At 68.3% G+C, this 21,010-nt stretch carries 22 protein-coding genes, 1 tRNA gene and 2 pseudogenes; 11 read left to right on the forward strand and 14 right to left on the reverse strand.

The features are described from left to right. Positions 1-32: 32 nt before the first annotated feature. On the reverse strand, positions 33-599 hold the full coding sequence (locus tag REH65_RS10620; protein WP_281457938.1) for a hypothetical protein: 567 nt from the start codon (positions 597-599) through the stop codon (positions 33-35). A gap of 49 nt (positions 600-648) precedes the next feature. Then, positions 649-1,163: pseudogene (locus REH65_RS10625) on the reverse strand (DUF3145 domain-containing protein). Between the two features lie 381 nt (positions 1,164-1,544). Between REH65_RS10625 and REH65_RS10630 the strand changes: the two are divergent. After that, positions 1,545-2,771 carry a hypothetical protein gene (locus REH65_RS10630; protein WP_406692295.1) on the forward strand — a complete coding sequence of 409 codons (1,227 nt, stop codon included), beginning with the start codon at positions 1,545-1,547 and terminating at the stop codon, positions 2,769-2,771. Between the two features lie 85 nt (positions 2,772-2,856). On the opposite strand, the gene REH65_RS10635 is transcribed toward REH65_RS10630, so the two are convergent. The 3 genes from REH65_RS10635 to REH65_RS10645 all read right to left on the reverse strand — a co-directional run bounded on the left by REH65_RS10635 (position 2,857) and on the right by REH65_RS10645 (position 5,099). Next, positions 2,857-3,459, reverse strand: a complete 603-nt coding sequence (locus REH65_RS10635) for a hypothetical protein (protein ID WP_406692296.1) — start codon at positions 3,457-3,459, stop codon at positions 2,857-2,859. A gap of 123 nt (positions 3,460-3,582) precedes the next feature. Then, positions 3,583-4,572 carry a hypothetical protein gene (locus tag REH65_RS10640; RefSeq protein WP_406692297.1) on the reverse strand — a complete coding sequence of 330 codons (990 nt, stop codon included), beginning with the start codon at positions 4,570-4,572 and terminating at the stop codon, positions 3,583-3,585. Next, positions 4,569-5,099: a SigE family RNA polymerase sigma factor gene (locus REH65_RS10645; RefSeq protein WP_406692298.1), complete on the reverse strand. Its 531-nt coding sequence runs from the start codon at positions 5,097-5,099 to the stop codon at positions 4,569-4,571. The genes REH65_RS10640 and REH65_RS10645 overlap by 4 nt, the downstream gene beginning before the upstream one ends. Positions 5,100-5,338: 239 nt before the next feature. Between REH65_RS10645 and REH65_RS10650 the strand changes: the two genes are divergently transcribed. From REH65_RS10650 to REH65_RS10660, 3 genes are all read left to right on the forward strand, one after another. Then, positions 5,339-6,163, forward strand: a complete 825-nt coding sequence (locus REH65_RS10650) for an LLM class F420-dependent oxidoreductase (RefSeq protein WP_406692299.1) — start codon at positions 5,339-5,341, stop codon at positions 6,161-6,163. A 164-nt stretch (positions 6,164-6,327) separates the two neighbouring features. Then, entirely contained in the window at positions 6,328-8,463 is a 2,136-nt protein-coding gene (locus REH65_RS10655) for a carbon starvation CstA family protein (RefSeq protein ID WP_406692300.1), read from the forward strand. Next, entirely contained in the window at positions 8,460-8,666 is a 207-nt protein-coding gene (locus REH65_RS10660) for a YbdD/YjiX family protein (protein WP_281457946.1), read from the forward strand. The genes REH65_RS10655 and REH65_RS10660 overlap by 4 nt, the downstream gene beginning before the upstream one ends. A gap of 7 nt (positions 8,667-8,673) precedes the next feature. On the opposite strand, the gene REH65_RS10665 is transcribed toward REH65_RS10660, so the two are convergent. Then, entirely contained in the window at positions 8,674-9,297 is a 624-nt protein-coding gene (locus tag REH65_RS10665) for a TetR/AcrR family transcriptional regulator (protein ID WP_281457947.1), read from the reverse strand. 122 nt (positions 9,298-9,419) lie between these two features. Between REH65_RS10665 and pobA the strand changes: the two genes are divergently transcribed. Further along, the gene (gene pobA, locus REH65_RS10670; protein WP_281457948.1) at positions 9,420-10,592 is read left to right on the forward strand and encodes a 4-hydroxybenzoate 3-monooxygenase; all 1,173 of its coding nucleotides are present in this window, start codon (positions 9,420-9,422) and stop codon (positions 10,590-10,592) included. 124 nt (positions 10,593-10,716) lie between these two features. Beyond that, on the forward strand, positions 10,717-11,412 hold the full coding sequence (locus REH65_RS10675) for a class I SAM-dependent DNA methyltransferase (protein ID WP_406692301.1): 696 nt from the start codon (positions 10,717-10,719) through the stop codon (positions 11,410-11,412). A gap of 50 nt (positions 11,413-11,462) precedes the next feature. Here the strand turns inward: REH65_RS10675 and REH65_RS10680 are convergent, their stop codons facing one another. Continuing rightward, complete coding sequence (locus tag REH65_RS10680; RefSeq protein WP_406692302.1) at positions 11,463-12,470, reverse strand: hypothetical protein; 1,008 nt, start codon at positions 12,468-12,470, stop codon at positions 11,463-11,465. 276 nt (positions 12,471-12,746) lie between these two features. On the opposite strand from REH65_RS10680, the gene REH65_RS10685 reads away from it, so the two are divergent. Then, positions 12,747-12,947 (forward strand): cold-shock protein, encoded by a 201-nt coding sequence (locus REH65_RS10685; RefSeq protein WP_093420904.1) that lies wholly within the window; start codon positions 12,747-12,749, stop codon positions 12,945-12,947. Positions 12,948-13,002: 55 nt separating this feature from the next. On the opposite strand, the gene REH65_RS10690 is transcribed toward REH65_RS10685, so the two are convergent. Beyond that, positions 13,003-13,383 (reverse strand): DUF4440 domain-containing protein, encoded by a 381-nt coding sequence (locus tag REH65_RS10690; RefSeq protein ID WP_406692303.1) that lies wholly within the window; start codon positions 13,381-13,383, stop codon positions 13,003-13,005. Positions 13,384-13,844: 461 nt separating this feature from the next. Here REH65_RS10690 and REH65_RS10695 point away from each other — a divergent pair, with 461 nt between their 5' ends. Genes REH65_RS10695 through REH65_RS10705 form a run of 3 tightly spaced genes read left to right on the forward strand, consistent with a single transcriptional unit; the run spans position 13,845 to position 16,181 of the window. Further along, the gene (locus tag REH65_RS10695) at positions 13,845-14,114 is read left to right on the forward strand and encodes a hypothetical protein (RefSeq protein ID WP_406692304.1); all 270 of its coding nucleotides are present in this window, start codon (positions 13,845-13,847) and stop codon (positions 14,112-14,114) included. A gap of 42 nt (positions 14,115-14,156) precedes the next feature. Further along, entirely contained in the window at positions 14,157-15,869 is a 1,713-nt protein-coding gene (locus tag REH65_RS10700; protein ID WP_406692306.1) for an alpha/beta hydrolase, read from the forward strand. Positions 15,870-15,872: 3 nt separating this feature from the next. After that, a complete protein-coding gene (locus tag REH65_RS10705) occupies positions 15,873-16,181 on the forward strand; it encodes a hypothetical protein (protein ID WP_406692307.1) in 309 nt (102 codons plus the stop codon). 237 nt (positions 16,182-16,418) lie between these two features. Here the strand turns inward: REH65_RS10705 and REH65_RS10710 are convergent, their stop codons facing one another. From REH65_RS10710 to REH65_RS10735, 6 genes are all read right to left on the reverse strand, one after another. Beyond that, entirely contained in the window at positions 16,419-16,673 is a 255-nt protein-coding gene (locus tag REH65_RS10710) for a hypothetical protein (RefSeq protein ID WP_406692308.1), read from the reverse strand. A 45-nt stretch (positions 16,674-16,718) separates the two neighbouring features. Beyond that, positions 16,719-17,204 carry a hypothetical protein gene (locus REH65_RS10715; RefSeq protein ID WP_406692309.1) on the reverse strand — a complete coding sequence of 162 codons (486 nt, stop codon included), beginning with the start codon at positions 17,202-17,204 and terminating at the stop codon, positions 16,719-16,721. A 292-nt stretch (positions 17,205-17,496) separates the two neighbouring features. Then, positions 17,497-17,634 carry a tyrosine-type recombinase/integrase gene (locus REH65_RS10720; protein WP_406692310.1) on the reverse strand — a complete coding sequence of 46 codons (138 nt, stop codon included), beginning with the start codon at positions 17,632-17,634 and terminating at the stop codon, positions 17,497-17,499. After that, positions 17,573-18,580 (reverse strand): tyrosine recombinase XerC, encoded by a 1,008-nt coding sequence (gene xerC, locus REH65_RS10725; protein WP_406692311.1) that lies wholly within the window; start codon positions 18,578-18,580, stop codon positions 17,573-17,575. Before xerC ends, REH65_RS10720 begins: the two co-directional genes overlap by 62 nt. A gap of 81 nt (positions 18,581-18,661) precedes the next feature. Further along, positions 18,662-18,736 (reverse strand) — tRNA-Ile (locus REH65_RS10730). A 577-nt stretch (positions 18,737-19,313) separates the two neighbouring features. Continuing rightward, positions 19,314-19,520 carry a hypothetical protein gene (locus REH65_RS10735; RefSeq protein WP_281457967.1) on the reverse strand — a complete coding sequence of 69 codons (207 nt, stop codon included), beginning with the start codon at positions 19,518-19,520 and terminating at the stop codon, positions 19,314-19,316. 714 nt (positions 19,521-20,234) lie between these two features. Here REH65_RS10735 and REH65_RS10740 point away from each other — a divergent pair. Continuing rightward, positions 20,235-20,909: pseudogene (locus tag REH65_RS10740) on the forward strand (SAM-dependent methyltransferase); the annotation flags it as partial. Positions 20,910-21,010 lie beyond the last annotated feature (101 nt).

A 21,010-nucleotide genomic window follows, 5' to 3' on the forward strand; every position in this document is an offset into this window, starting at 1 on the left:
CCCGCGTTCCGGTGCTTCCCCGGTCCCCGGTCTCAGCCGCAGCGCTCGGCGATGGCGCTGTTCGGCAGCTTGCTGATGTCGAGCACGGCGTTGCCGTTCTCGTCCACGACGACCGGGTAGACGACGTTCCACGACACGCAGGTGGCCTTGACCTGCGGAGGCGCGTCCTCGAGGCTCTGCTCGCTCTTGAAGCTGAGCATGACCAGCGCGGAGCGGTCCTGGCCCGGGTCGATGCGGTGCACCTTGATCTCGTAGTCCCGGGTGGTGTCGTAGGCCTCGGTCCACTTGCTCTGCGGCAGCTCGCGCCACTTGCTGGGCGGGACCGTGGACTTCCACAGCTCGTAGTTCTTGCGGTTGATGCCGTCGAAGTAGTTGTCCAGCAGGCCCTCGATGATCCGCTGGTCCGGGAAGGCGGCGGCGTCCGGCGTGTACTCGACGCCGGAGCGCGACACCAGGCCCCGCTGGGGCGAGACGCCGTTGCTGGTGGCCCTAGGGCGTTCCCCGTAGTAGACGTTCTGGGCCAGCAGCACCCCACCACCTCCGGCCGCGAGCAGCACGACGACGGCGAGCGGGATGCCCCATTTCAGCCAAGAACGCACGGCCACAGCTTCGCACAGCGGGATCACCCGCGTGCGCGGTTCCCCGGAATCAGCCGACGCGGTGCAGCACGGTCACCGGTGCGCCGTCACCCGCGCGCCGGAAGGGCTCCAGGGCGTCGTCCCACGCCGCGCCGAGCAGCTGCTCGACGCGGTGAGCGAAGGCCTCCGGGCCCTTGGCATTCGCCGCGAGCGTGCGGAGTTGATCTTCGGTCACGACGATGTCACCATTGGCGCTGGTGCAGGCGCGCCAGAGGCCGAGTCCGGGCGCGTGGCAGTACCGCTGCCCGTCGACCCCGGTGCTGGGGTCCTCGGTGATCTCGAAGCGAAGCATGGGCCACGCGCGCAGCGCGGTCACCAGGCGTGCTCCGGTACCCGCTCGCCCGTCCAGGTGCACTCCGCGCGGAGTTGACCTGGGGCTGCCGGTTGCGCCGTCCAGCGGAGTTCCGTCCGAGTGCCGAGTGCGCCGGAAATCGCCCACTCGACGTGCGGGCAGACCGCAGACGGCGACGAGTGGATGTAGACCACACCGCTGGTGAGGCCACTGTCGCTGCCACGGGTGCTCACTGCTGACCTCCGCTATTCGACGAGGGACGTCTTCCCCTACGACCTCGCGAACCCGGCGATCACCAGTTGCGGCGTCATTCTGCATCGCCGGTGGAGATCTTCGCCACCGCGACATCAACACGCGTCCACCACCGAAAACGCCCGGCACCAGCCGAGACCACTCGTGCTCCGGTGACGAAGATTCACTGAAACCGCTGATCCGAGCGTCGTGCCGGGTGATCGACATCCCTCGGACGCAGCAACCCGACCTCGGCAGACGAGTGGCGATTACCACTCGATCGGGCGAATGCGCGATCTGCGGTACGCGGCGCCCCCACCCCCGCTACCGTCGTCGGGTCGGCCTGGAAGGGCCCGGCACACCGCGATTCCCGAGGAGGCCCGATGCACCTGGTGCGGCTCGGAGCGGAACCGACCGAGGTCGGCGCCGACGTCCGGGCGGCCATCGCCGCGTGGGGCGCGGGCCGTTCGGTGCTCGGCGGCGTCGCCGTGCTCGGCTGCCGCCCTCCGGGCGGTCCGCGCGAGCTCGACGCGGTGATCGTGCTTCCCCGCGGGGTGATCGTAGTGCTCGGCGTGGACCTGCCGGAGCCCGCGCTGAAGCTGGAAGCCCCGGTGGGCACGCCGTGGACGGTGGACGGCTGGCCGCTGGTGCGCACCGAGGGCAAGGTCAACCCGGCTCAGGAGGGGCTGGAATCGGCGGCTGCGCTGGCCCGCGGGTTGCAGACCCGCGGTCTCGAACCGCTGCCGGTGGCGGCGGTCGTCGCGGTCGGCCCCTACGTCGGGCAGGTCACCCAGCCGACCACCGACCTGCACCGCGGGGTGCGGGTCGTCTCGCCGAACACGACCTCGGTGCTGTCGGCGGCGCGCGAGCTGGCGACCTACGAGAGCTCGTGCGGCGCGGGGTCGGCGCGGGCGCTGCTGGAGGTGCTCGGCGCCGAGGTCACCGACGAGCAGCTGGTCGAGGAGGGGTTCCCGGCCTCGCCGGACGTGGACCTGTCCCGCGTCGAGACCGCGCTCATCCCGAAGTACTCCGAGGACCCGCCCGCCGCCGAACCTCCTCGACCGGCGCCGCGCGGCAAGCTGATCGGCGCAGCGGTGGCGGTGCTGCTGTGCGCGCTGGTCGGCGCGCTGCTGCTGGGATCTCCGTCGGCGAGCCCGCCCGAGGCGGCCGCGCAGCGGGTCGACGGCGTGGAGTTCGCGCTGCGCGCCGCCGACCACGTCGCCGCGTGCGCCCCGAACTCCTACGGCGACGTGCAGCGGTGGTTCCAGCAGCAACCGTGCCGGAGCCTGCGGCGCGGGGTGTTCGAGACGCGCCTGGGCCCGTCGCCGGTGGCGGTGTCGGTCGCGATCGTGGACGTGGCGGACCAGGGTTCGGGGACGCGGCTGCGCGAGCTGCTGGAGTCGGCCGGGACCGGCGGCGTCACCGATCTCCTCGCGCAGGGCCGCGGTTGGCCGGGCGCTCCGCGCGAGTTCGGCGACGCGGCGCAGGCCGTGCAGCAGAACGGAACTCAGGTCCGGGTCGTGCAGGTCGTCTGGTCGCAGCGCCCCTCCCACCCCGACGACCTGGAGCTACGAGCGATGGCCGAACGCGGCCTCCGGCTCAACCCCTAAGGGATTTGTGAATGCGGCGGAGCCGCATCCTCTTCCACCACCCTCGCAGCCCGCACCGCCGAGCAAAGCGAGTCCTCGACAGTTCTCAGGCCCGTTCGCGATCGGTGATCTGGGTTTCCTCGCGCCGCTGGGCCGGGACCGGGCGGGGTCCCTTGGTGAGGTAGGGGTTGCCGAGCCGGGTGAGGAACAGCATCGGCGCGTAGAGCGGCACCACGGCGGCCAGGGCGGCGGCGGTGACCCCGGCGCGCACGACGTCGTTGGGGAACAGCGTCGTCCCGTCCAGGAATCGGCGGGACAGGTGCGCGGTGATCCACAGCAGCAGCACGAAGCCGACCATGCCGGCCAGCGCCGCGAGCATCGCGGGCCGGTAGCCGAGCCGTTCGGCCCCGAGCATCACCGCGACCCAGCCGAGCAGCGCGGGCAGCTGGCCGCGTTCGGTGGTGGCGGCCCACAGCAGTCCGCCGAACAGCGCGAGACCTCCGCCGCTGTGCTGCCAGGTCTCGGTGACCCGCTCCGCCCAGCCACCGCCGGTCATCCCGAAGCGGGCGGCGAGATCGCCGAGCACGCCCAGCGCGCTCGGCGCGTCGTCGGGGTCCACGAACTGCCCGGCGATCCACGCCAGCGCCCACAGCGACACGCAGCACGCCACGAGCTGCTGCCACCGGGGGCGGTCCAACGCCACGAGCACCAATCGCCGCAATCCCCGCACGACCACCCCAACCCTTCCGCGCCCCGGCCCTCGTGGGCCTCCACGAGGATGGGGCACCTCCCGACCCGCGACCAACTTCTCTCCCCCGCTCGGGTGAAGGCGTCAGAAGGTGGCGGGGACCCGGCACTCGCAGGGCAGCGGGAGCGGGAGGATCTGGGAGCCGTCGACCAGCCACTGGCCCCGGCCCGGGAGGGCGACCAGGGCCCGGCCCTGGACGTCGGTGGACAGGCCCACCGGCCCCTCGGTCAGCGGTGGTGTGGCGAAGGGGGTGCCGGCGGCGATCTTGCGGCCGGTGTCGGCGGCGTAGGTGGCGACCCGGGCGCGGTCGAGCGCGGTGCAGTCGGCCGGTTCCAGGGCCGCGATGTCCTGGCCCGATCCGGTGATCGCCAGCGGCGCGCAGGGCCCGGTCGGCAGCTCCTCAGCCCCGTCCACAGTGGTCGGTTCGGGTCCGGTCAGCAGCAGCTCGGCGGGGCCGCCGCGCTCGGCGAGCAGGGCCAGCCTGCCGTCGCCGGACAGCGCCAGGTCGAGCACCCGCAGTCCCGGGGTCGGCAGGTCCCGGCGCGCGCCACCGGCCCACACCACGACGCGATCCCCGTCGGCGTAGGCGACGCGACCGCCGTTGGCGGTGAGCGCGCGGCCGTCGCGGACCTCGGCCAGCGGACGCTGCCCGCCCGCGGCCACCTCGACGACCCGGCCACCGTCGCCAGTGGACACCGCGGCGTACACCCGCCCCCGGTCGCCCGCCAGCTCGGTGACCTCTCCCCCGTCGATGCGGGCCAGCTCGGCCTGCTCGCGCCCGGAGGCGACGTCGAACGAGGCGATCACCCCCGCCCCCACGGCGGCCAGGTAGTCGCCCGGGCGGACGCTCACCGGTTGCGGCGTCGGCGTCTGGAATCCCACCGCGACGCCCGCGAACACCGCCACCACGACGGCCGCGGCGACGATCAGGAACGTCGGTCTCCGGTACGGCGCGCGACGACGCCGTGCTGCCGACAGCAGCTTGGGCAGCGCGTCCGGCGCCGGTTCGACGTCGGCGACCGCCCGCTGCAGCCGGGCGCGCACCAGCTCGGTGTCGCGATCGAGTTCGTTCACACCCTCTCCCCCAGCAGTTCCGACAACCGCGACACCCCGCGTGAGCAGTAGGACTTCACCGAGCCCTGACTGCACCCCATCACCTCGGCGGTGCGGATCTCGCTCAGATCGGCGTAGTAGCGCAGCACGATCGCCTCCCGCTGCCTGCGCGGCAGCCGCGCCAGCGCCTGGGCGAGCACGGCGCGGTCGAGCCCGCGCCCGGTGTCGTCGGGCAGGCTGTCGTCCACGGCCAGCTTCGGCAGGTACTTGCGCGCCACCAGGCGTCTGCGCAACGTCGATCTCGCCCTGTTGAGCACCGCCTGCCGCAGGAACGCCAGCGCCTTGTCGGGATCGCGCAACCGGTTCCGCGAGTCGAACACGCGCAGGTAGGCGTCCTGCACGATGTCCTCGGCGGAGGCGCGGTCGTCCACCAGGAGCACCGCGATGCGCAGCAGTTGCGCGTAGTGCTCCTGGTAGAGGTCGGTCAGCTTGCTCGTCAGCTCGTCCATGACCGCCGACCTGTCACCGGGCCGGACGGTCGCAGGCATTGCGATCGACACCGTCACATCTGTGCACGACGCCCGGGACCCCCTCCTGGGTTGTGGCCGGTTCTCGGTCGTTACCGAATCGGCAGCGATCAACTGCGGCGACTCTACCGACGCGCGGCCGTGTTGATCAGTCCGTCGGGCGCATTCACGCCACCGGCCCACGCCCCGGGACCGCCTTGCCGTCCCCCGCGCGCACCGGTAGGGCTGGTGGCGGCCGCATCCTGCGAGGAGGAGTCGCCATGAAGTTCGGCATCTCGACGTTCGTCACCGATGAGGGCATCGGACCGGTGGATCTCGGCAGGGCTTTGGAGGAGCGCGGTTTCGACGCACTGTTCCTCGCCGAGCACACCCACATCCCGGCCAGCCGCGAGTCGCCGTACCCGGGCGGCGGTGAGCTGCCGCGGATCTACTACCGCACTCTGGACCCGTTCGTGGCGCTGTCGGCGATCGCGCCGGTCACCGAGAACCTGCTGCTGGCCACCGGTATCGCACTGGTCGTCGAGCGCGATCCGATCACCACCGCCAAGGAGGTCGCCAGCCTCGACCTGATCTCGGGCGGCCGGGCCGTCTTCGGCGTCGGCGCCGGCTGGAACCGCGAGGAGATGCGCAACCACGGCACCGATCCGCGCACCCGGGGCAGGCTGATGGACGAGCGGATCCGGGCGATGCGCGAGATCTGGACGCAGGAGAAGGCCGAGTTCCACGGCGAGTTCGTCGACTTCGACCCGATCTACGCGTGGCCGAAGCCGGTGCAACGGCCGCACCCGCCGATCTACATCGGCGGTGAGAGCGAGCGCTCGATCGCCCGGGTCGCCGAGTTCGGCGACGGCTGGCTGCCGCGCGGCGGCACCGAGAACCTCGGCGACCTCATCTCCCGGGTGCGCGACGAAGCGGGGAAGAGGGTCCCGGTCACGCTGTTCGGCGCCGAGGACGACGCCGCGAAGCTCACCGGCTACGCGGAGGCCGGTGTGGACCGCGCGCTGCTGATGCTGCCGACGCTTCCGCGCGACGAGACGCTGCGGAAGCTCGACGAGCTGGCCGCGCTCACCCGCGACGTCGGGTGAGGACTTCACATCCTGATTACGCTGGCGAAACGGGCTGGACATTCCAGACGCGCGCGCCGATGCTCTAGAACTGCTGTGCACACGCGTCTCGCACAGCAGGATTGGAGTCCGAGACGGTGGCTACGACAACGGCCCCGAGCGGTGGATCGGCTCGGAAGCGCAGAATGAGTGCCAAGGAAATCGTGGTCTGGGTGCTGGTCGCGCTCGTCGGCGCGGTCAGCTGGGGCGTGATCGCGCTGGTGCGCGGTGAGGAGATCTCGGCCGCCTGGCTGGTCTTCGCGGCGCTGGCCTCCTACGCCATCGCCTACCGCTTCTACGCGCGGTTCATCTCCAAGCGGGTCCTGGGCGTCGACGACAAGCGGGCGACTCCGGCGGAGCGGCTCAACAACGGTGCTGACTTCCACCCGACCGACCGGCGGGTGCTGTTCGGTCACCACTTCGCCGCGATCGCGGGTGCCGGTCCGCTGGTGGGCCCGGTGCTGGCCGCGCAGATGGGGTACCTGCCCGGGACGATCTGGATCATCCTCGGCGTGATCTTCGCCGGTGCGGTGCAGGACATGGTGGTGCTGTTCTTCTCCACCCGCCGCAACGGCCGCAGCCTGGGCCAGATGGCCCGGGAGGAGATCGGCCCGGTGGGCGGCGTGGCGGCGCTGATCGCCGTGCTCGCCATCATGATCATCCTGCTGGCGGTGCTGGCGCTGGTCGTGGTGGGCGCGCTGAAGGGGTCGCCGTGGGGCGCGTTCTCCATCGGCATGACGATCCCGATCGCCCTCTTCATGGGCTTCTACCTGCGCTACCTGCGCCCGGGCAAGATCGTCGAGGTGTCGGTGATCGGCATCGTGCTGCTGCTGGCCGCGATCGCGGGCGGCAGCTGGGTGGCCGAGTCCGGCATGGCGGAGTTCTTCACCCTCTCCGGCAACGAGGTCACCTTCGCGCTGATCATCTACGGCTTCATCGCCTCGGTGCTGCCGGTGTGGATGCTGCTGGCGCCGCGCGACTACCTGAGCACCTTCATGAAGGTCGGCGTGATCGTGCTGCTGGCGGTGTCGATCCTGATCGCGATGCCGGCGATGCAGACCGAGGCGGTCACCGACTTCGCGCTCAACGGCAAGGGCCCGGTGTTCTCGGGTGCGCTGTTCCCGTTCGTGTTCATCACGATCGCCTGCGGCGCCCTGTCCGGGTTCCACGCGCTGATCTCCTCGGGCACCACGCCGAAGATGGTCGAGAAGGAATCGCAGATCCGGGTCATCGGCTACGGCGGCATGCTCACCGAGTCGTTCGTGGCGATCATGGCGCTGGCGGCGGCCTGCATCATCGATCCGGGCATCTACTTCGCGATGAACATGCCCGCCAACGCGCTCGGCGACACCGTGCAGTCGGCGTCGCAGGCGGTGGCCGGCATCGGCTTCCACGTCACCCCCGAGCAGCTGTCGGCGGCCGCCGCGGCCGTCGAGGAGGAGACCCTGGTGGGCCGCAGCGGCGGCGCACCGACCCTGGCGCTGGGCCTGTCCGAGGTGTTCTCGCAGGTCATGGGCGGGGACGCGATGAAGGCGTTCTGGTACCACTTCGCGGTGATGTTCGAGGCGCTGTTCATCCTGACCACTGTGGACGCCGGTACCCGGGTGGGCCGGTTCATGCTGCAGGACACGGTCGGCAACGTCTGGAAGCGCTTCGGCGACGTCAGCTGGAAGCCGGGCAACTGGCTGGCCAGCGCGATCATCGTGGGCGCGTGGGGCTACTTCCTGTGGGCCGGCGTGAACGACCCGCTGGGCGGCATCAACCAGCTGTTCCCGCTGTTCGGCATCGCCAACCAGCTGCTGGCGGCGGTGGCGCTCGCGGTGGCCACGACGCTGCTGATCAAGGCGGGCAAGGCGAAGTACGCGTGGGTCACGCTGATCCCGCTGGCCTGGGACGCGGCGGTGACGCTGACGGCGAGCTGGCAGAAGATCTTCTCCTCCGACGCCAAGATCGGGTTCTTCGCGCAGCGGGCGTCCTACCAGGCGGCGCTGGACGCCGGGCAGACCAGCAAGGGCAGCGCCTCCACCGTGGAGGAGATGCAGAAGGTCGTGGTCAACTCCACTGTGGACGGCGTGCTGAGCGTGCTGTTCGCGGTGCTGATCATCATCGTGCTGGTGGACGCCGTCCGCGTCTGGATCAAGGCGCTGCGCGCCACCGAGCCGCTGCCCAGCACCGAGGCCGAGTACGTCGAGTCGGAGCTGTGGGCGCCCGCGGGCCTCATCCCGACGGCCGAGGAGCGCCGGAAGCAGAAGGAGCTCGCCGCGTCCGGGAGCGGGAGTTGACCGGAACGACGCTGACCAGGCTGCGCGGATCCGTCCGCGCGGCCTGGCAGATCGTGCGCGGCGTGGTGGGTGAGACGGCCTACGAGACCTACCTCGAACACCACCGCACCCACCACCCGGACCAGCAGCCGATGTCCGAGCGCGAGTTCTGGAAGGCCCACATCGACAAGCAGGACGCCAACCCCGGCTCCCGCTGCTGCTGAGGTTCGCTCAGAGGTCGGAGGTTTCCGCGGGAACCTCCGACCTCTTTCGCGTTCCGACCAGGACCACGTCGACGAGATCGTCGACGTGGTCGGCGTTCTGGGAGTCGAGCAGGTGCGCAGGCGTGGTGTGCACGTGGTTGGTGACCGCGCCCGCCACCAGATCGGCGACCAGGGCGACCGAGGTGTGCGGCGGCAGCTCGCCCCGGTCGATGCCGCGGCGGACGATCGCGCGCGTGGCGCGGATGTGCTCCGGGTACGGGTCGTCGGCGAAGGCGTCGGCCAGCTGTGGCGAGAACGTGGCGTCCACGCCCAGCCGGAAGATCAGCGCGCCCTCGTCGGTGCGCAGGTAGTCCCGCCAGCCGCGTGCGAAGGCCAGCAGGTCCCCGCGCAGCGAACCGGTGTCGATCTCGGCGATGAACCCGGCCCGCTCCCGCACCGCCGCGACCAGCAGCGCGGCCTTGTCCGGCCAGCGCAGGTACAGCGAGCCCTTGCCGATCCCGGAGCGGCGGGCGACCTCGTCGAGGGAGAAACCACTCCAGCCGCGCTCGGCGTAGACGGTTCGCGCGGCGGCCAGCGCGCGCTGCTCGACCCCGGGATCGCGGGGTCGTCCCGATCGCTGCGCCTTCGCCACGGGCACATCCTGGCATCCGGGGGTCCGTTTTCCGTCCAGCAGAAGCGGAGGCATCGTTCGAGCGGGTCCCGGATCCGACAGTGATGCTTGTCCGTGGTCCCCCGGAGAAGTGAGGCCGTGTTTTGCGTACCCAGGTCGCGATCGTCGGCGGTGGTCCCGCCGGTCTGCTGCTGTCCCACCTGCTGCACCTGCAGGGCATCGACTCGGTGGTGCTGGAGCGGCGCAGTCAGGAGTACGTCCAGCAGCGGGTCCGCGCGGGCGTGCTGGAGCAGGGCACCGTCGACCTGCTGCGGGAGGTCGGCGTCGGCGAGCGGATGCTGCGCGAGGGCGACCGGCACGAGGGCGTGCACCTGCAGTTCGACGAGGAGCGGCTGCACATCCCGTTCACCGAGCTGACCGGCCGCGCGATCACCGTCTACGGTCAGCAGGAGGTCGTCAAGGACCTCAACGAGCGGCGGCGCGCCGACGGCGGGCAGGTGCTGTTCGAGGTCGACGACGTCGCCGTCCACGACGTCACCACCGACAGCCCGAGCGTGACCTTCACCCACGACGGGCGGGCGCAGGTGCTGCACGCGGACTTCGTCGCCGGCTGCGACGGGTTCCACGGCGTGTGCCGGGACGTCATCCCGCCGGACGTGCGCCGGGTCTACGAGCGCGTCTACCCGTTCGGCTGGCTGGGCATCCTGGCCGAGGTCGCGCCGTCCACCGACGAGCTGATCTACGCCAACAACGAACGCGGGTTCGCGCTGCACAGCATGCGCTCGTCCACGATCAGCCGCTTCTACTTGCAGTGCGCGCCGGACGAGCAGCTGGACGACTGGTCCGACGAGCGCATCTGGGACGAGCTGCGCACCCGCCTGGCCTCGCCGGGCTGGAAGCTGCAGGAGGGGCCGATCATCGACCGCTCGGTCACCGCGATGCGCAGCTTCGTGGCCGAGCCGCTGCGCCACGGCAGGCTGTTCCTCGCCGGGGACTCGGCCCACATCGTCCCGCCGACGGGAGCGAAGGGCCTGAACCTGGCGGTGGCCGACGTGGACCGGCTGGCGGAGGCGCTGGTCGACCACTACCGCACGGGCAGCGACACCGGCCTCGACGAGTACTCGGCGAGGTGCCTGGAGCGGGTGTGGCGGGTGCAGCACTTCTCGTGGTGGATGACGTCGCTGACGCACCGCTTCGAAGGCCCCGACCAGGCCTTCGACCGCCGCCTGCAGCGCTCCCAGTTCGACTACCTCCGCTCCTCGCACGCCTCGGCGACGACCCTCGCGGAGAACTACGTCGGCATGCCCCTCCGCTGACCTCCCGGCCCCGGGTGACGGGATTGCGGCCGTGTTCCGGTACCCGATTGCGGCAGCGATCCGTCCCGGGGCGGTCCCGGAAATTCGGTTTCGGCCTGGACCCCCGTGCGCAAGCATGGATCGCGTGGATTTCGAGACGTTTGACGCGCGGGGGTACCGGACCGTCGATGTCCGGACCGGGTACGGCGAGTGGGTCGCCCACTACGAGAGCACCGTCGAGGACGTGATGGACCTGGCGCTGCTGGAGCGCCTGGCCGAGCCGTCGTGGCCCCAGGTCAGAAGGGCAGCCGATCTCGGCTGCGGCACCGGCCGCACCGGGCAGTGGCTGCGGGACCGCGGTGTGCAGCACGTCGACGGGGTCGACGTCACCCCGGAGATGCTGGACCTGGCCCGGCGCAGGGGCGCCCACGAGCGGCTGGTGGAGGCCGACGCCTCGGCGACCGGGCTCCCGGGTGAGTCCTACGACCTGGTGATCTGCTCGCTGATCGACGAGCACCTGCCCGACCTGCGCCCGCTCTACGCAGAAGCGCACCGGCTGGCCACCCCGGGAGCGGCGTTCGTGCTGGTCACGTACCACCCGCACTTCATCATGACCTCCGGCATGCCCACCCACTACACCAACGCCGAGGGCGAGCCGGTCGCGATCGCCACTCACGTCCACCTGATCAGCGACCACGTCGCGGCGGGCGTCGGCGCGGGCTGGCGCCTGGCGGAGCTGCACGAGAACGTCATCGACGACGACTGGCTGAAGATCAAGCCGAAGTGGACCCGCTTCCGCAACCACCCGTTCTCCGCCGCCTACACCTGGCGCAAGAACTAGCCCTTCCGGTACGCGGAGGCCTGTCCCGGGCGTTTCCGGAAGCCCCTGAATCACCACCGCCGCCCTCGCGGCCGTGGTGGCGGTGGCGGTGGTTCGGGCAGGACCTCATCGGGATCGGCGGGCGCCCAGGTGTCGAGGTCCTCGGGTTCACCGCGCCAGAAGACCGGTTCACCGACGTCGAGGTCATCGCTGAACCAGTACGTCTGGTCGGGGTCCCAGCCCGCGAGCATCGTCCGCGCCTCGTCCACGGGCAGCGCCCGCCCAGCGGTGGTCAGGTATCCGGCGCAGGTCAGGTGCACGGCGTCGTGGTCGGCGGCCACGGCGTTCCAGTCCGGGATGAGCCAGCGGCCGGCCCACCCGGTGACCCGCCACCAGTCGTGCCTGCGGGACAGCGTCACCTCCAGCGGGTAGCGCTCGACGATCTCGCACCACGCCTCCGGCCCGGTGATCTCGAGGACGCGCGGCTCCCGGGTCGTGCGCACCGACCGGCACCAGGCCCATTCCGGACCGAAGCTGTCCTCCTCCAAGCACAGTCCGAGCGCCGCGGGCCGCGCCCGCGTGGTGGTGATCAGCTCGCGGGGCGGCGCGGACCACCAGTGCCCGCTGAAGTTCGCCGACGGGTCGGACGGCCGCTGACGAGATCGGCGTTCGTCCTCAACGGTCTCGTCCCGCCACCGGCCCACGATCTCGGCACCCGGTCGATCCGTGGGCGGTGCCGTCCGCTCCATCTCGACGTGGACCTGGGCATCGAGGTCGATTCCCGAGGACCACCACCGCGCGTCCGGGGCGGAGGCGATGGCCCGAGCCACCGGCAACAACCGCGGTCCGATGCCGGGGTCCGCCAACGCCTGATCGACGGCGTCGGGTTCCTGCCAGTACATCGCCACGTCGACCGAGCTCGCCAACGCCGCGAGCAGCTCCCGGTCTCCCGGGGTCCCGAGGTCGCGCTCGACGAGCTCCCCCACCTCGTCCGGCCGCAGCACCTGGCGTCCCGCGAGCGCGCTGACGCACGACCGCCGCCCCCGCGGCGCTGCCACCAGTTCCTCGGCGAACCCCACGCCCGGACGGTAGCGATCGCCTCCGCTTCCCCGACACCGAATTTCCGACCCCGGTGTCGAAGCGTGTCCGGTGTGGTCCCGGGGCGGGGTGTGTAAGCTGGGCCGCGGTCGTTGTTTTTCTGGGTTCGTGTTTGCGCACGCTCGCAGGATTGTGATGCGAGCGAGCAGCTGTCCCCCCTGGTTGCAGTTGGAATAGCCGCCGTTCGAGATCTCCGGCCCGGGCTCTCACGCGGTGTGGGCGCCCGTCACACGCTCCAACTCCCAGGAGGAGAAGACATGGCACAGGGAACCGTGAAGTGGTTCAACGCTGAAAAGGGCTTCGGCTTCATCGCCCCGAACGACGGTGGCCCGGACGTGTTCGTCCACTACTCGGCCATCGACGCCAGCGGCTTCCGCAGCCTCGAGGAGGACCAGCAGGTCACCTTCGAGGTCACCCAGGGCCCGAAGGGCCCGCAGGCCAGCTCGGTCCGCGTCTGAGCCTCGTAGAACCAACGCGCCGGCCGCTCACCTCGCGTGAGCGGCCGGCGCGTTTCTACGTCACCGGTGTTCCCTGGTGGTGGAACATCTGCCAGTGACCCGGCCCCACGCGCCGCCACAGCGAGGTGCGGTTCGATCGCCGACCCCCGAACTCGCTGGTGTACTTGAGCATCACGACGCCGTCGGCGATGAGCCATCCGCGCAGGTTCCGCACGCCGACCGACTCACCTCCCGGATCCGTCTCCGCCGCAACGCGATCAACCACTTCGCGCCCGAACTCCCCGCCTGACGAACCGAACTCGTGGAAGTCCGGCGCGATCAACCGCCCCAGCCGACTCGCATCAGCCCGGCACGCGTTGCTCAACGACTCCAGCTCAGCCGCCACCGCCTCCGCGACCTGCCCATCAGCCCCGAGAGCCACATCCCCCTCACCCACGAGAACAACCATGGCACCGCGGCGCTCAACCCATAACCCACCCAGCCCCGAAGAGCGTCACGCCGAAGGCTCGACGAAGCGGAACTGTTCGAAGAATGTGCGGGGAAAGCGTGGAGAGGATCTCTCTGCCGCGAAGACGTGGGGCAGGTGGGACTTGAACCCACGACCTGACGGATTATGAGTCGGCCATCTGTTATCGCTCCGTTGTAGAACAGGGGCAAATCGGGCGCACCGAGTACATCCGAGGGCCCCAGCGGGCACCTTTCGCGGGAGTTCGCACCCAGTCCCGCACCCAGCGATCCATCATCCCTGTAGCCCACGTCACGGGTGCGCTCCTACCGCTGCTCTGTTCGAGTGGCGACGGTCGAGAATGAGTAGAACTCCGGAGTCCTCCGCAGGTCAAGTTGGTTATCGTCCGGGGCACTGACACAACGTGACCTTTGCGGAGAGGGGCCAAGTTGGTGTTGCGGATCGAGCCGTCCAGGCTCGGCGTGATGGCTGGCGGCTTGGAACGGTCGACCGACGAACTGGGGCGTGCGCAACCGTTGCCGCCTGGCGATGCCGGGCCGTCGAGTGCGGCGGTTTCAGCGACGACAGCCGATCTGTTGCGCGTTGCCGCCGGTTTCGTGGAGACGGTGCATCGCGGCGCGTCGGACCTGGACGCGAACAAGGCGACCTACAGCGGCACGGACGACGGCAACGCCGGGATGTTCGAGCGGGTGGGGCGCTGACCGATCGTGCTGAACACATGGGTCGCCGGGAATCCCGGCGCAATGCGCGGCTACGCGCAGCAGGTGCACAAGCTCAGCAGCGGTGTCGAAAAGGTCGCGACCGGTGCTTTCGATGCTCGGAATCAAGCGGCAGCTGAGTGGGACGGAGCCGCCTCTGAGGCATTCCAAGGTTGGACGTCTCAGCAGGGCGGTGACGGAGACGCACTAGCCAGGGTGTTCGGCCGAGTCGCTAGCGCTGTAGAGGCGTGGTGCGACGAGATCGACACTGTGAAGTCGCGGATGGAGCAGGCGAAACAGGTCGCGAACGGTGGCGGTCTCATCGTGCTCCGCGACCTGATCTACCCACCGAAACCGCTCCCCGCAGCGGATCCGAACGCGATCCCCGGGAGCGGAACGCAGCCTCCTCAAGCCCAAAGCGAGGCGGCACAGGCGAAGCATGCGCAGGCGGAAGCCGCCTATGCCGAAGCTGAAGCCACTGTGAATCAAGCACGCGACATGGAGCGCTCGGCGCACGCCCAGCTCGTCCGCGCACTGGACTCGGCCAAGAACGAGATGGGCCTGATCTCCCAGGCCGGAGCGTGGGAACAGGCCGGCGCGAACCCATCCAGCCCAGCAGGTACGACGCTCGCGGGCGCCGCGACCGCGATGGAGACACGCGCTGCCGAGGCGACCAAGGGCATATTCGAGCAGGCCACGGCGCAAGGACCAGCAGCAACACGCGCCTGCTGGGGTTCGCTATCGACAGCGCAGCGAGCCGACCTGATGGACCGATTCCCGCAGATGATCGGGAACGGCAACGGCCTGCCCACGACTGTCCGGCACGAGGCCAATTTGTCACTGCTCGCCAGCCAGCGTCAGGCTCTGGAGTCGAAGTACCGTGCTGTGCAGCAGCGAATCGCCGACATCCGTCCTGGTGATGGTCTGGCCGCTGAGAAGGAGCGGCTGGAGACGCAGAAGGAGCAGCTCGAGGAGTCACTTGCTGGCCTCAAGCAGCTCGATGCGACTGTCCACCAGCCCGGCCACTACCTGTTGGGCATCGATGCGACTGCGAGCGGTGGTCGCGGACAAGCCATCATTGCGAACGGTAATCCGGACACAGCGCAGAACGTCATGACGACTGTGCCGGGAACCTACTCCGACCTCGGCGACGTCATGAACTACTCGACTGACGCCGACAAGGTCATGCAGCGCGCGCAGGCACTCGAACCGAACCAGTCCTTCGCCTCGATCACCTACGCCGGGTACGAGTCACCGCCGAGCCTCCCGGACGCCGCCAATGGCCGCTTCGCCGAGGAAGGAAGCCGCGGACTCTCGGAGTTCCAAGAAGGGCTGCGTGTCGGCCACGAACTCGACCAGCCGAGCAACAACACGGTCATCGGGCACTCGTACGGGACTACAGAGGTCGGATACGCCGCACGGGATCACGGTATCCACGCGGACAACATCGTGTTCCTCGGCTCCCCCGGCGTCGGCGTCGACCATGCCAGCGAACTCGGAGTCGACCCGAACCGAGTCTGGTCCGGCACAGCCAATCTCGACGCGATCGACTACTTCACCCCGTCGCCGAACCCAGCCGATTACGGCCGACTTGAAACCACCGATGATCATTGGTTCGGCCGGAACCCATCGGATCCGAGCTTCGGCGGCCAGGAGCTCCCGGTCCACGACTGGTCCTACCACGGCGACTACTGGACATACGACGAGGCCGTTGATGGGATGGCTCGCGTCGTCGCCAACCACGGCAAGGGAAACTGACTAATGAAAATCGACGCCACGAAGCCCCCGACTGCCGGGACGATCGTAGGTTGGCTCGTACTCGCACTGGCAATCGTCGTATGGCTCGTCATCATTCCCTTGACCGGGTCAGCCCTCTTCTTCGCCACCCAAATCACGGTCGAGGCTGGCTTCGCCACCATCGGAGCCGTTGTCTACGGAGTAGGTGGCGCGATCGGATTCAGCGCCATCGCCGCCAGTGAACACCGCTCAAGCCGCCCAGCACTCTGGATCTATCTCGCGCTGCTTGCCGCAGCGATACTTGTTGCTTCCGCGCTGCATATCCAGCCTTGATTGCGTTTCTGCGAGGGAAGCCATACAGGATTCTAGCGAAATCAGCCTGTAGGCGAATCCACCTTGCGGGCACACCCTTCGGATAACTTATTCAAGTTCGGTAACATTTCAGCCCTCTGCGGAGCTTCAGCTCCTGTCGCCATAATGTCAATCGTAATCTCGTCCTCCTCTTTTGAGGTAGACGAGTCCTTCATCGCTTGCTCTCTGGTCGCCGCTTCCTTCCATCCTCGGTCATCATCAATACGGGCTTCCTTTAGGAACCCTAGCCTTCTCGGTTTCACCGAGTTCAAGAAGCACGAAGGCCTGTTCGGCTGCTGTGTGGATCTCGTGCGACTCGCTGCCGGTCTCGCGTGCGGCCTGGTTCGCCCGTTCGTAGTGCTGCCAGGGTTTCTGTGTCTTGCCGAAATCGAGGGCTTGCCGGCCTGCGAGCGTGTGGAGTTCGGTGAGGATGACGGCGAGTTGCTGACGGATGTTTCCGGGCAAGCTGTGCATCTGTCGCAGTTCGGCGATCTCGTCGTACGTTTCTCCAAGTTCGAGCTAGAACTTCCACACGAGCCACCCCGAAATGATCGAGTTCAACTCCTGAAGGGCTTGAAGATTTTCCCCGTAGTTGTACCCCAAAATGATCAATATTACGGAGACAAAGAATCTCAGAAAGCCGAAACTAGGGTTGTCGAATATCCAGTGCTCAGAGGTGACGAAAACGACGGTAAGTATGCCACTGCTGATCGCGAGCTTGACCCAGTCGAAGAACGCGAGATCTAACTCTGCGAATAGTGCAGCATAAGTTGAACCTGCGATGAACAAGGCCAAGAAGAAGAGGAAACCAGCGCCCCTCATGATCGAATACTCGAAAGTGTCATAGTCGCGGTCATAGTAGTGGCTGTGGTGGCTGATATCCACATCGTTAAGCTCCACACCCCCGTTTAAGGGCCCGGCTTGAACGACATATTCAGCCTGACCAGAGAAATCATTATAATAGTACTCGTCGATCTCGTCGTCGTCATCGAATTCGTCCCGCATACCCACCAGCTTGAGTTATTCCCGCCTAGAGCTCTGGTCCAGCAATAATCGAGCGCGTTGCGCGACAGTATGACGGATTGTCAGCCGGGGCGGAATGTTTCCGACCCTAATCGCCTATACGGACTAGCCCGGTCGGCCAATTTGACGCCAACTACCCATCCGCGGGACCGAGAGCGAAGCTCGATGCCTCATCGGCTCAAAACCCTTCCGCCGGTTTCCGTTTCGGCATTCTGCTTCCGATGCTCTCGGCGGCCTTCCGGTCCGGACGCCGCTACCCATGCCGCGTAGACCTTCAGCGTCGTCGCTCCTCCCCACCGTGTCCGAGGTGACCTGAAACCGTCGGTAGATCCACGCCCGCTGTCAGCAACTCAGTCGCCGAGTAATGGCGCAAGGCGTGTAGGTGGGTCTCGATACCGAGGCGAGTCGCCATCTACTTGTAGCGGGGTGTCATGGCGTTTGGGAGTACGGCCCGGTGTGGTCTGGGGTCTCGACGCTGCTGAAACGGTTTCTGAGTCGAGGGCGATGCGGCGGCGTTGGTGGGTCTTGGTGTCCTTCTCCTTGCCTCGCACCAAGTTTCGGTGGACCCAGACGACTTCCTGGTCCAGTTCGATGTGGGAGAAGCGCAGTGCGGCCAGCTCGCCTCGGCGCATGCCGGTGGTCATGGCCAGCCAGACGAGGGTGCCCCAGTCGTCGTCGATCCTGAACGCTTCCTCGGACAAGCGTGCGGCCTCGGCTGGGGTGGGCGGTGTGGGTTCGGGGCGCTTCTGCTTCGGCTTGCGGGCGACGCGGGCGGGGTTGGAGTCGATCCACTCCCAGCGCTCGGCCGCGTCGAGGGTGCCGCTGATGATCGCGTGAATCTGCCGGACCGTTGATTGCGCCATCGGGCTGCACGCGTGCGGTCGGCACTTCGCTTTCTGGCAGTCGTGCTCGTCGGGCTTCCGGTGTCCGACGTACGGCTTGCCGTCGCACCGCGCCCGGCAGCGGCGCAGATCTGAGTAGAAGGACTCCAGCGTCCGGGCCGAGATCTTGTTGACCGGCTGCTCGCCGAGCGCGGGAACGATCGTTCGATTGATGTAGCCGCGGTAGGTGTTGCTGGTGCTGTCCTCGATCTCGTTCGTGCGCATCCACTCGTCGAGCGCGAACGAGAACTTCACCGACGACGTCGCGGTCTGCTGCTTGTCGGCCTGGGCCAGCAGCTTGTTGAGTGCCTTGTTCGCACGCTTGTGCGCGGCCTTGTCCGTGCCCTGGATCGTCTCGCGGAGATAGACGCGCTTGCCCGTCACCGGGTCGATGCCGGCGTAGACGATCACTCGGAGTGTCCGGGCGCGCTCTTCGATGCGTCCCCGAGAACGGTCTTCCCTGGGTGCGTGCGCCATGGATGCGAGGCTACTCGCACCCAAAACCGCACCCAGGAGAAAACGCGCTCGCCAAAATAGGCCGTCTTGCCTGCTCAAGAGTGGGGCAGGTGGGACTTGAACCCACGACCTGACGGATTATGAGTCCGCTGCTCTGACCAGCTGAGCTACTGCCCCGTGGGGTGCTCGGTATCGGCGATCGTATCGAGGGTGTGACGGAGCGGGGTCGCCGGGTGTTCCGGCCGGACGGCCCATCAAGGCGTTGGGCGGAACGGCGGAAACCGCAGCGCACGGGCGTTGCGTCGGCTGGTCTACCGATCTTCGCGAGCGGAGTCCCCGATCATCGTTCGGACGGGTCGATCACGGGCTGTTCGCACAGGTGAGCGCCGTGCCCCTCGGTTCCGGGGGCTCGCGGACCGAGCGCTGCGGCGCATTGCGGAAATCCCGCCGGATCGTCATATTCCACGGCGGAGTGCCGGTACCCGGAATCGGACGGGAATTGCCGAGAATCGTCACGACCGCCTCCGCTCAGCATGGACGGCCCTCCCGGCGCGCCCGGGCAGGCGAGCAGGGCCACGGCGAGAACCGTGGTCGCGATCGGTCTGCTCATCACCCGCACCTCCGCCTGCGGCACTTCCGGGACGCCCGAGTATCGGGGTCGCTGCCCCGCCTCGCGACCGCAGTGATCGGGTCCGGGCATGACGAAGGCCCGGCGCCTGTGGGGGACGCCGGGCCTTCGCGGAGGTGTCGGTCTTCAGCCCAGCAGGCGGAAGATGTCGAACGCCCCGGATAGTTGACCGATGATCGCGATGGTGGCCATCAGCGCCCCGATGGCGGCCACCGTCAGCACCGACATGATGATCAAGTACACGACTGCCTTGATCGGTTTCGGCAGCTTGCTGACCGAAGTGAGGTCAGGCAGCGCGATGTGCGGTTCCTTGCCGATCCCTGGTGCGGACATCTGACTCCCCCGTCCTGTGTCAGTCCCCTCGAACGACCACCTGCATTCGAGGGACGGAGCGCAACGGAGAACCGTTGCGCCAATTCGCATCACGAATTCGTCTCGGTCGGAAATCGATCGAATCAGCCGGCGCGGTCGGCCCTTGAGGCGGCTGCGCGCCACCGGGCTTGGCACGAATCATCCGCACCAGAACCGTCGGCCGCGCGCCGAACGAGGGCGACATCGCGCATTTCGACCCTGGATCGTTATCCGGCCGGCGGTCCGCGGCGTGCGGACTGGCGATGCTGGGTGATCAGGACGCCCCCACGCTGGAACATCGCCGATCACACCAAGATTCTCACATCCACCGTCCTCGATCTTCGTCCGGGTCGCCGCCCGCTGGAACCGCCGATCGGGCCCCGGACGATCAGGTTCCGTTCGGTTTCGGACGCGTTGCGCTTCGGAATCGATCAAAGCGGATCGAATGCGAATTCGAAGCGAGCGGAACGTCGATTCCGGACTCCCGGAACGACCTGCGAACAAGGCGCGGCGGCCCCGACGGGCGGTTTTCGCTCTCCATGGAAGCGGAATGGAATCAACCCGATGGGTGTATGACCCAACACCCGTTCGGTGGCAGACTACGGCGGCGAGTGAGCGTGACGTGATCGCTACGTTCCGTCACGGGAGTACGGGTACCGCGAAGGGGTAGAAACCGTGAGTCAGTCGAGGGCGGAGATGTTCACGCCGGAAGGCGTGGACCTGGAGCACCCCAACGTCGCCCGGGTCTACGACTACTACCTCGGTGGCAAGGCCAATTACGCGGTCGACCGCGTCTTCGGCGAGAAGGCGCTGGAGCGCTACCCGTTCGTCGCCGCCGCGGCCAAGGCCAACCGCCTCTTCCTGCACCGGGTGGTGCGCTACCTGTGCAAGCAGGGCATCCGGCAGTTCATCGACATCGGCTCCGGCGTTCCGACGATGGGCAGCACCCACCAGGTCGCCGACGAGATCGTCGACGACGCCAGCGTGGTCTACGTCGACAACGAACCGGTCGCCGTCGCGCACTCGCGCATCCTGCTGGAGCAGGAGGACGTCACCGATCAGCACACCGTCCTGCACGCCGACCTGCGCGAACCCGACCGGCTGTGGAAGCAGATCGAGGAGAGCGGGGTCATCGACATCGAGCAGCCGGTGGCGTTGCTGCTGCTGGCCGTGCTGCACGTGACCCAGCCCGGCAGCGACGGCGAGGACATCGGCCCGCAGTCGGTGGCGCGCTTCCGCGAACTGCTGCCCCAGGGCTCGTTCCTGGTCGTCACCCACGGCACCGCCGATGACGTCCCGGAGAGCCGCAAGCAGGAGATGGCCGACTTCGGGAAGATGTACGACAAGTCGGCGACACCGGTGATCTGGCGGCCGCACGGCGAGATCGAGGAGCTGTTCGGCGACTACGAGCTGGTCGAGCCCGGCTGCACCTGGACGCTGTGTGGCACCCGGAGGAGTCCGGCGAGAACGCG

The sequence above is a fragment of the Saccharopolyspora sp. ID03-671 genome, assembly GCF_045278815.1.
In the GTDB taxonomy this organism is placed as follows: Bacteria; Actinomycetota; Actinomycetes; order Mycobacteriales; family Pseudonocardiaceae; genus Saccharopolyspora; species Saccharopolyspora ipomoeae.

What these genes read in the sequence shown, in the direction of transcription:
- REH65_RS10630 (WP_406692295.1), top strand. Translation starts at nt 1,545, where the DNA reads ATGCACCTGGTGCGGCTCGGAGCGGAACCGACCGAGGTCGGCGCCGAC.
- REH65_RS10645 (WP_406692298.1), bottom strand. Translation starts at nt 5,099, where the DNA reads ATGCCTGCGACCGTCCGGCCCGGTGACAGGTCGGCGGTCATGGACGAG.
- REH65_RS10650 (WP_406692299.1), top strand. Translation starts at nt 5,339, where the DNA reads ATGAAGTTCGGCATCTCGACGTTCGTCACCGATGAGGGCATCGGACCG.
- REH65_RS10655 (WP_406692300.1), top strand. Translation starts at nt 6,328, where the DNA reads ATGAGTGCCAAGGAAATCGTGGTCTGGGTGCTGGTCGCGCTCGTCGGC.
- REH65_RS10685 (WP_093420904.1), top strand. Translation starts at nt 12,747, where the DNA reads ATGGCACAGGGAACCGTGAAGTGGTTCAACGCTGAAAAGGGCTTCGGC.
- REH65_RS10700 (WP_406692306.1), top strand. Translation starts at nt 14,157, where the DNA reads ATGCGCGGCTACGCGCAGCAGGTGCACAAGCTCAGCAGCGGTGTCGAA.
- REH65_RS10705 (WP_406692307.1), top strand. Translation starts at nt 15,873, where the DNA reads ATGAAAATCGACGCCACGAAGCCCCCGACTGCCGGGACGATCGTAGGT.
- REH65_RS10710 (WP_406692308.1), bottom strand. Translation starts at nt 16,673, where the DNA reads ATGCACAGCTTGCCCGGAAACATCCGTCAGCAACTCGCCGTCATCCTC.
- REH65_RS10715 (WP_406692309.1), bottom strand. Translation starts at nt 17,204, where the DNA reads ATGCGGGACGAATTCGATGACGACGACGAGATCGACGAGTACTATTAT.
- REH65_RS10720 (WP_406692310.1), bottom strand. Translation starts at nt 17,634, where the DNA reads ATGGCGACTCGCCTCGGTATCGAGACCCACCTACACGCCTTGCGCCAT.
- xerC (WP_406692311.1), bottom strand. Translation starts at nt 18,580, where the DNA reads ATGGCGCACGCACCCAGGGAAGACCGTTCTCGGGGACGCATCGAAGAG.
- REH65_RS10735 (WP_281457967.1), bottom strand. Translation starts at nt 19,520, where the DNA reads ATGTCCGCACCAGGGATCGGCAAGGAACCGCACATCGCGCTGCCTGAC.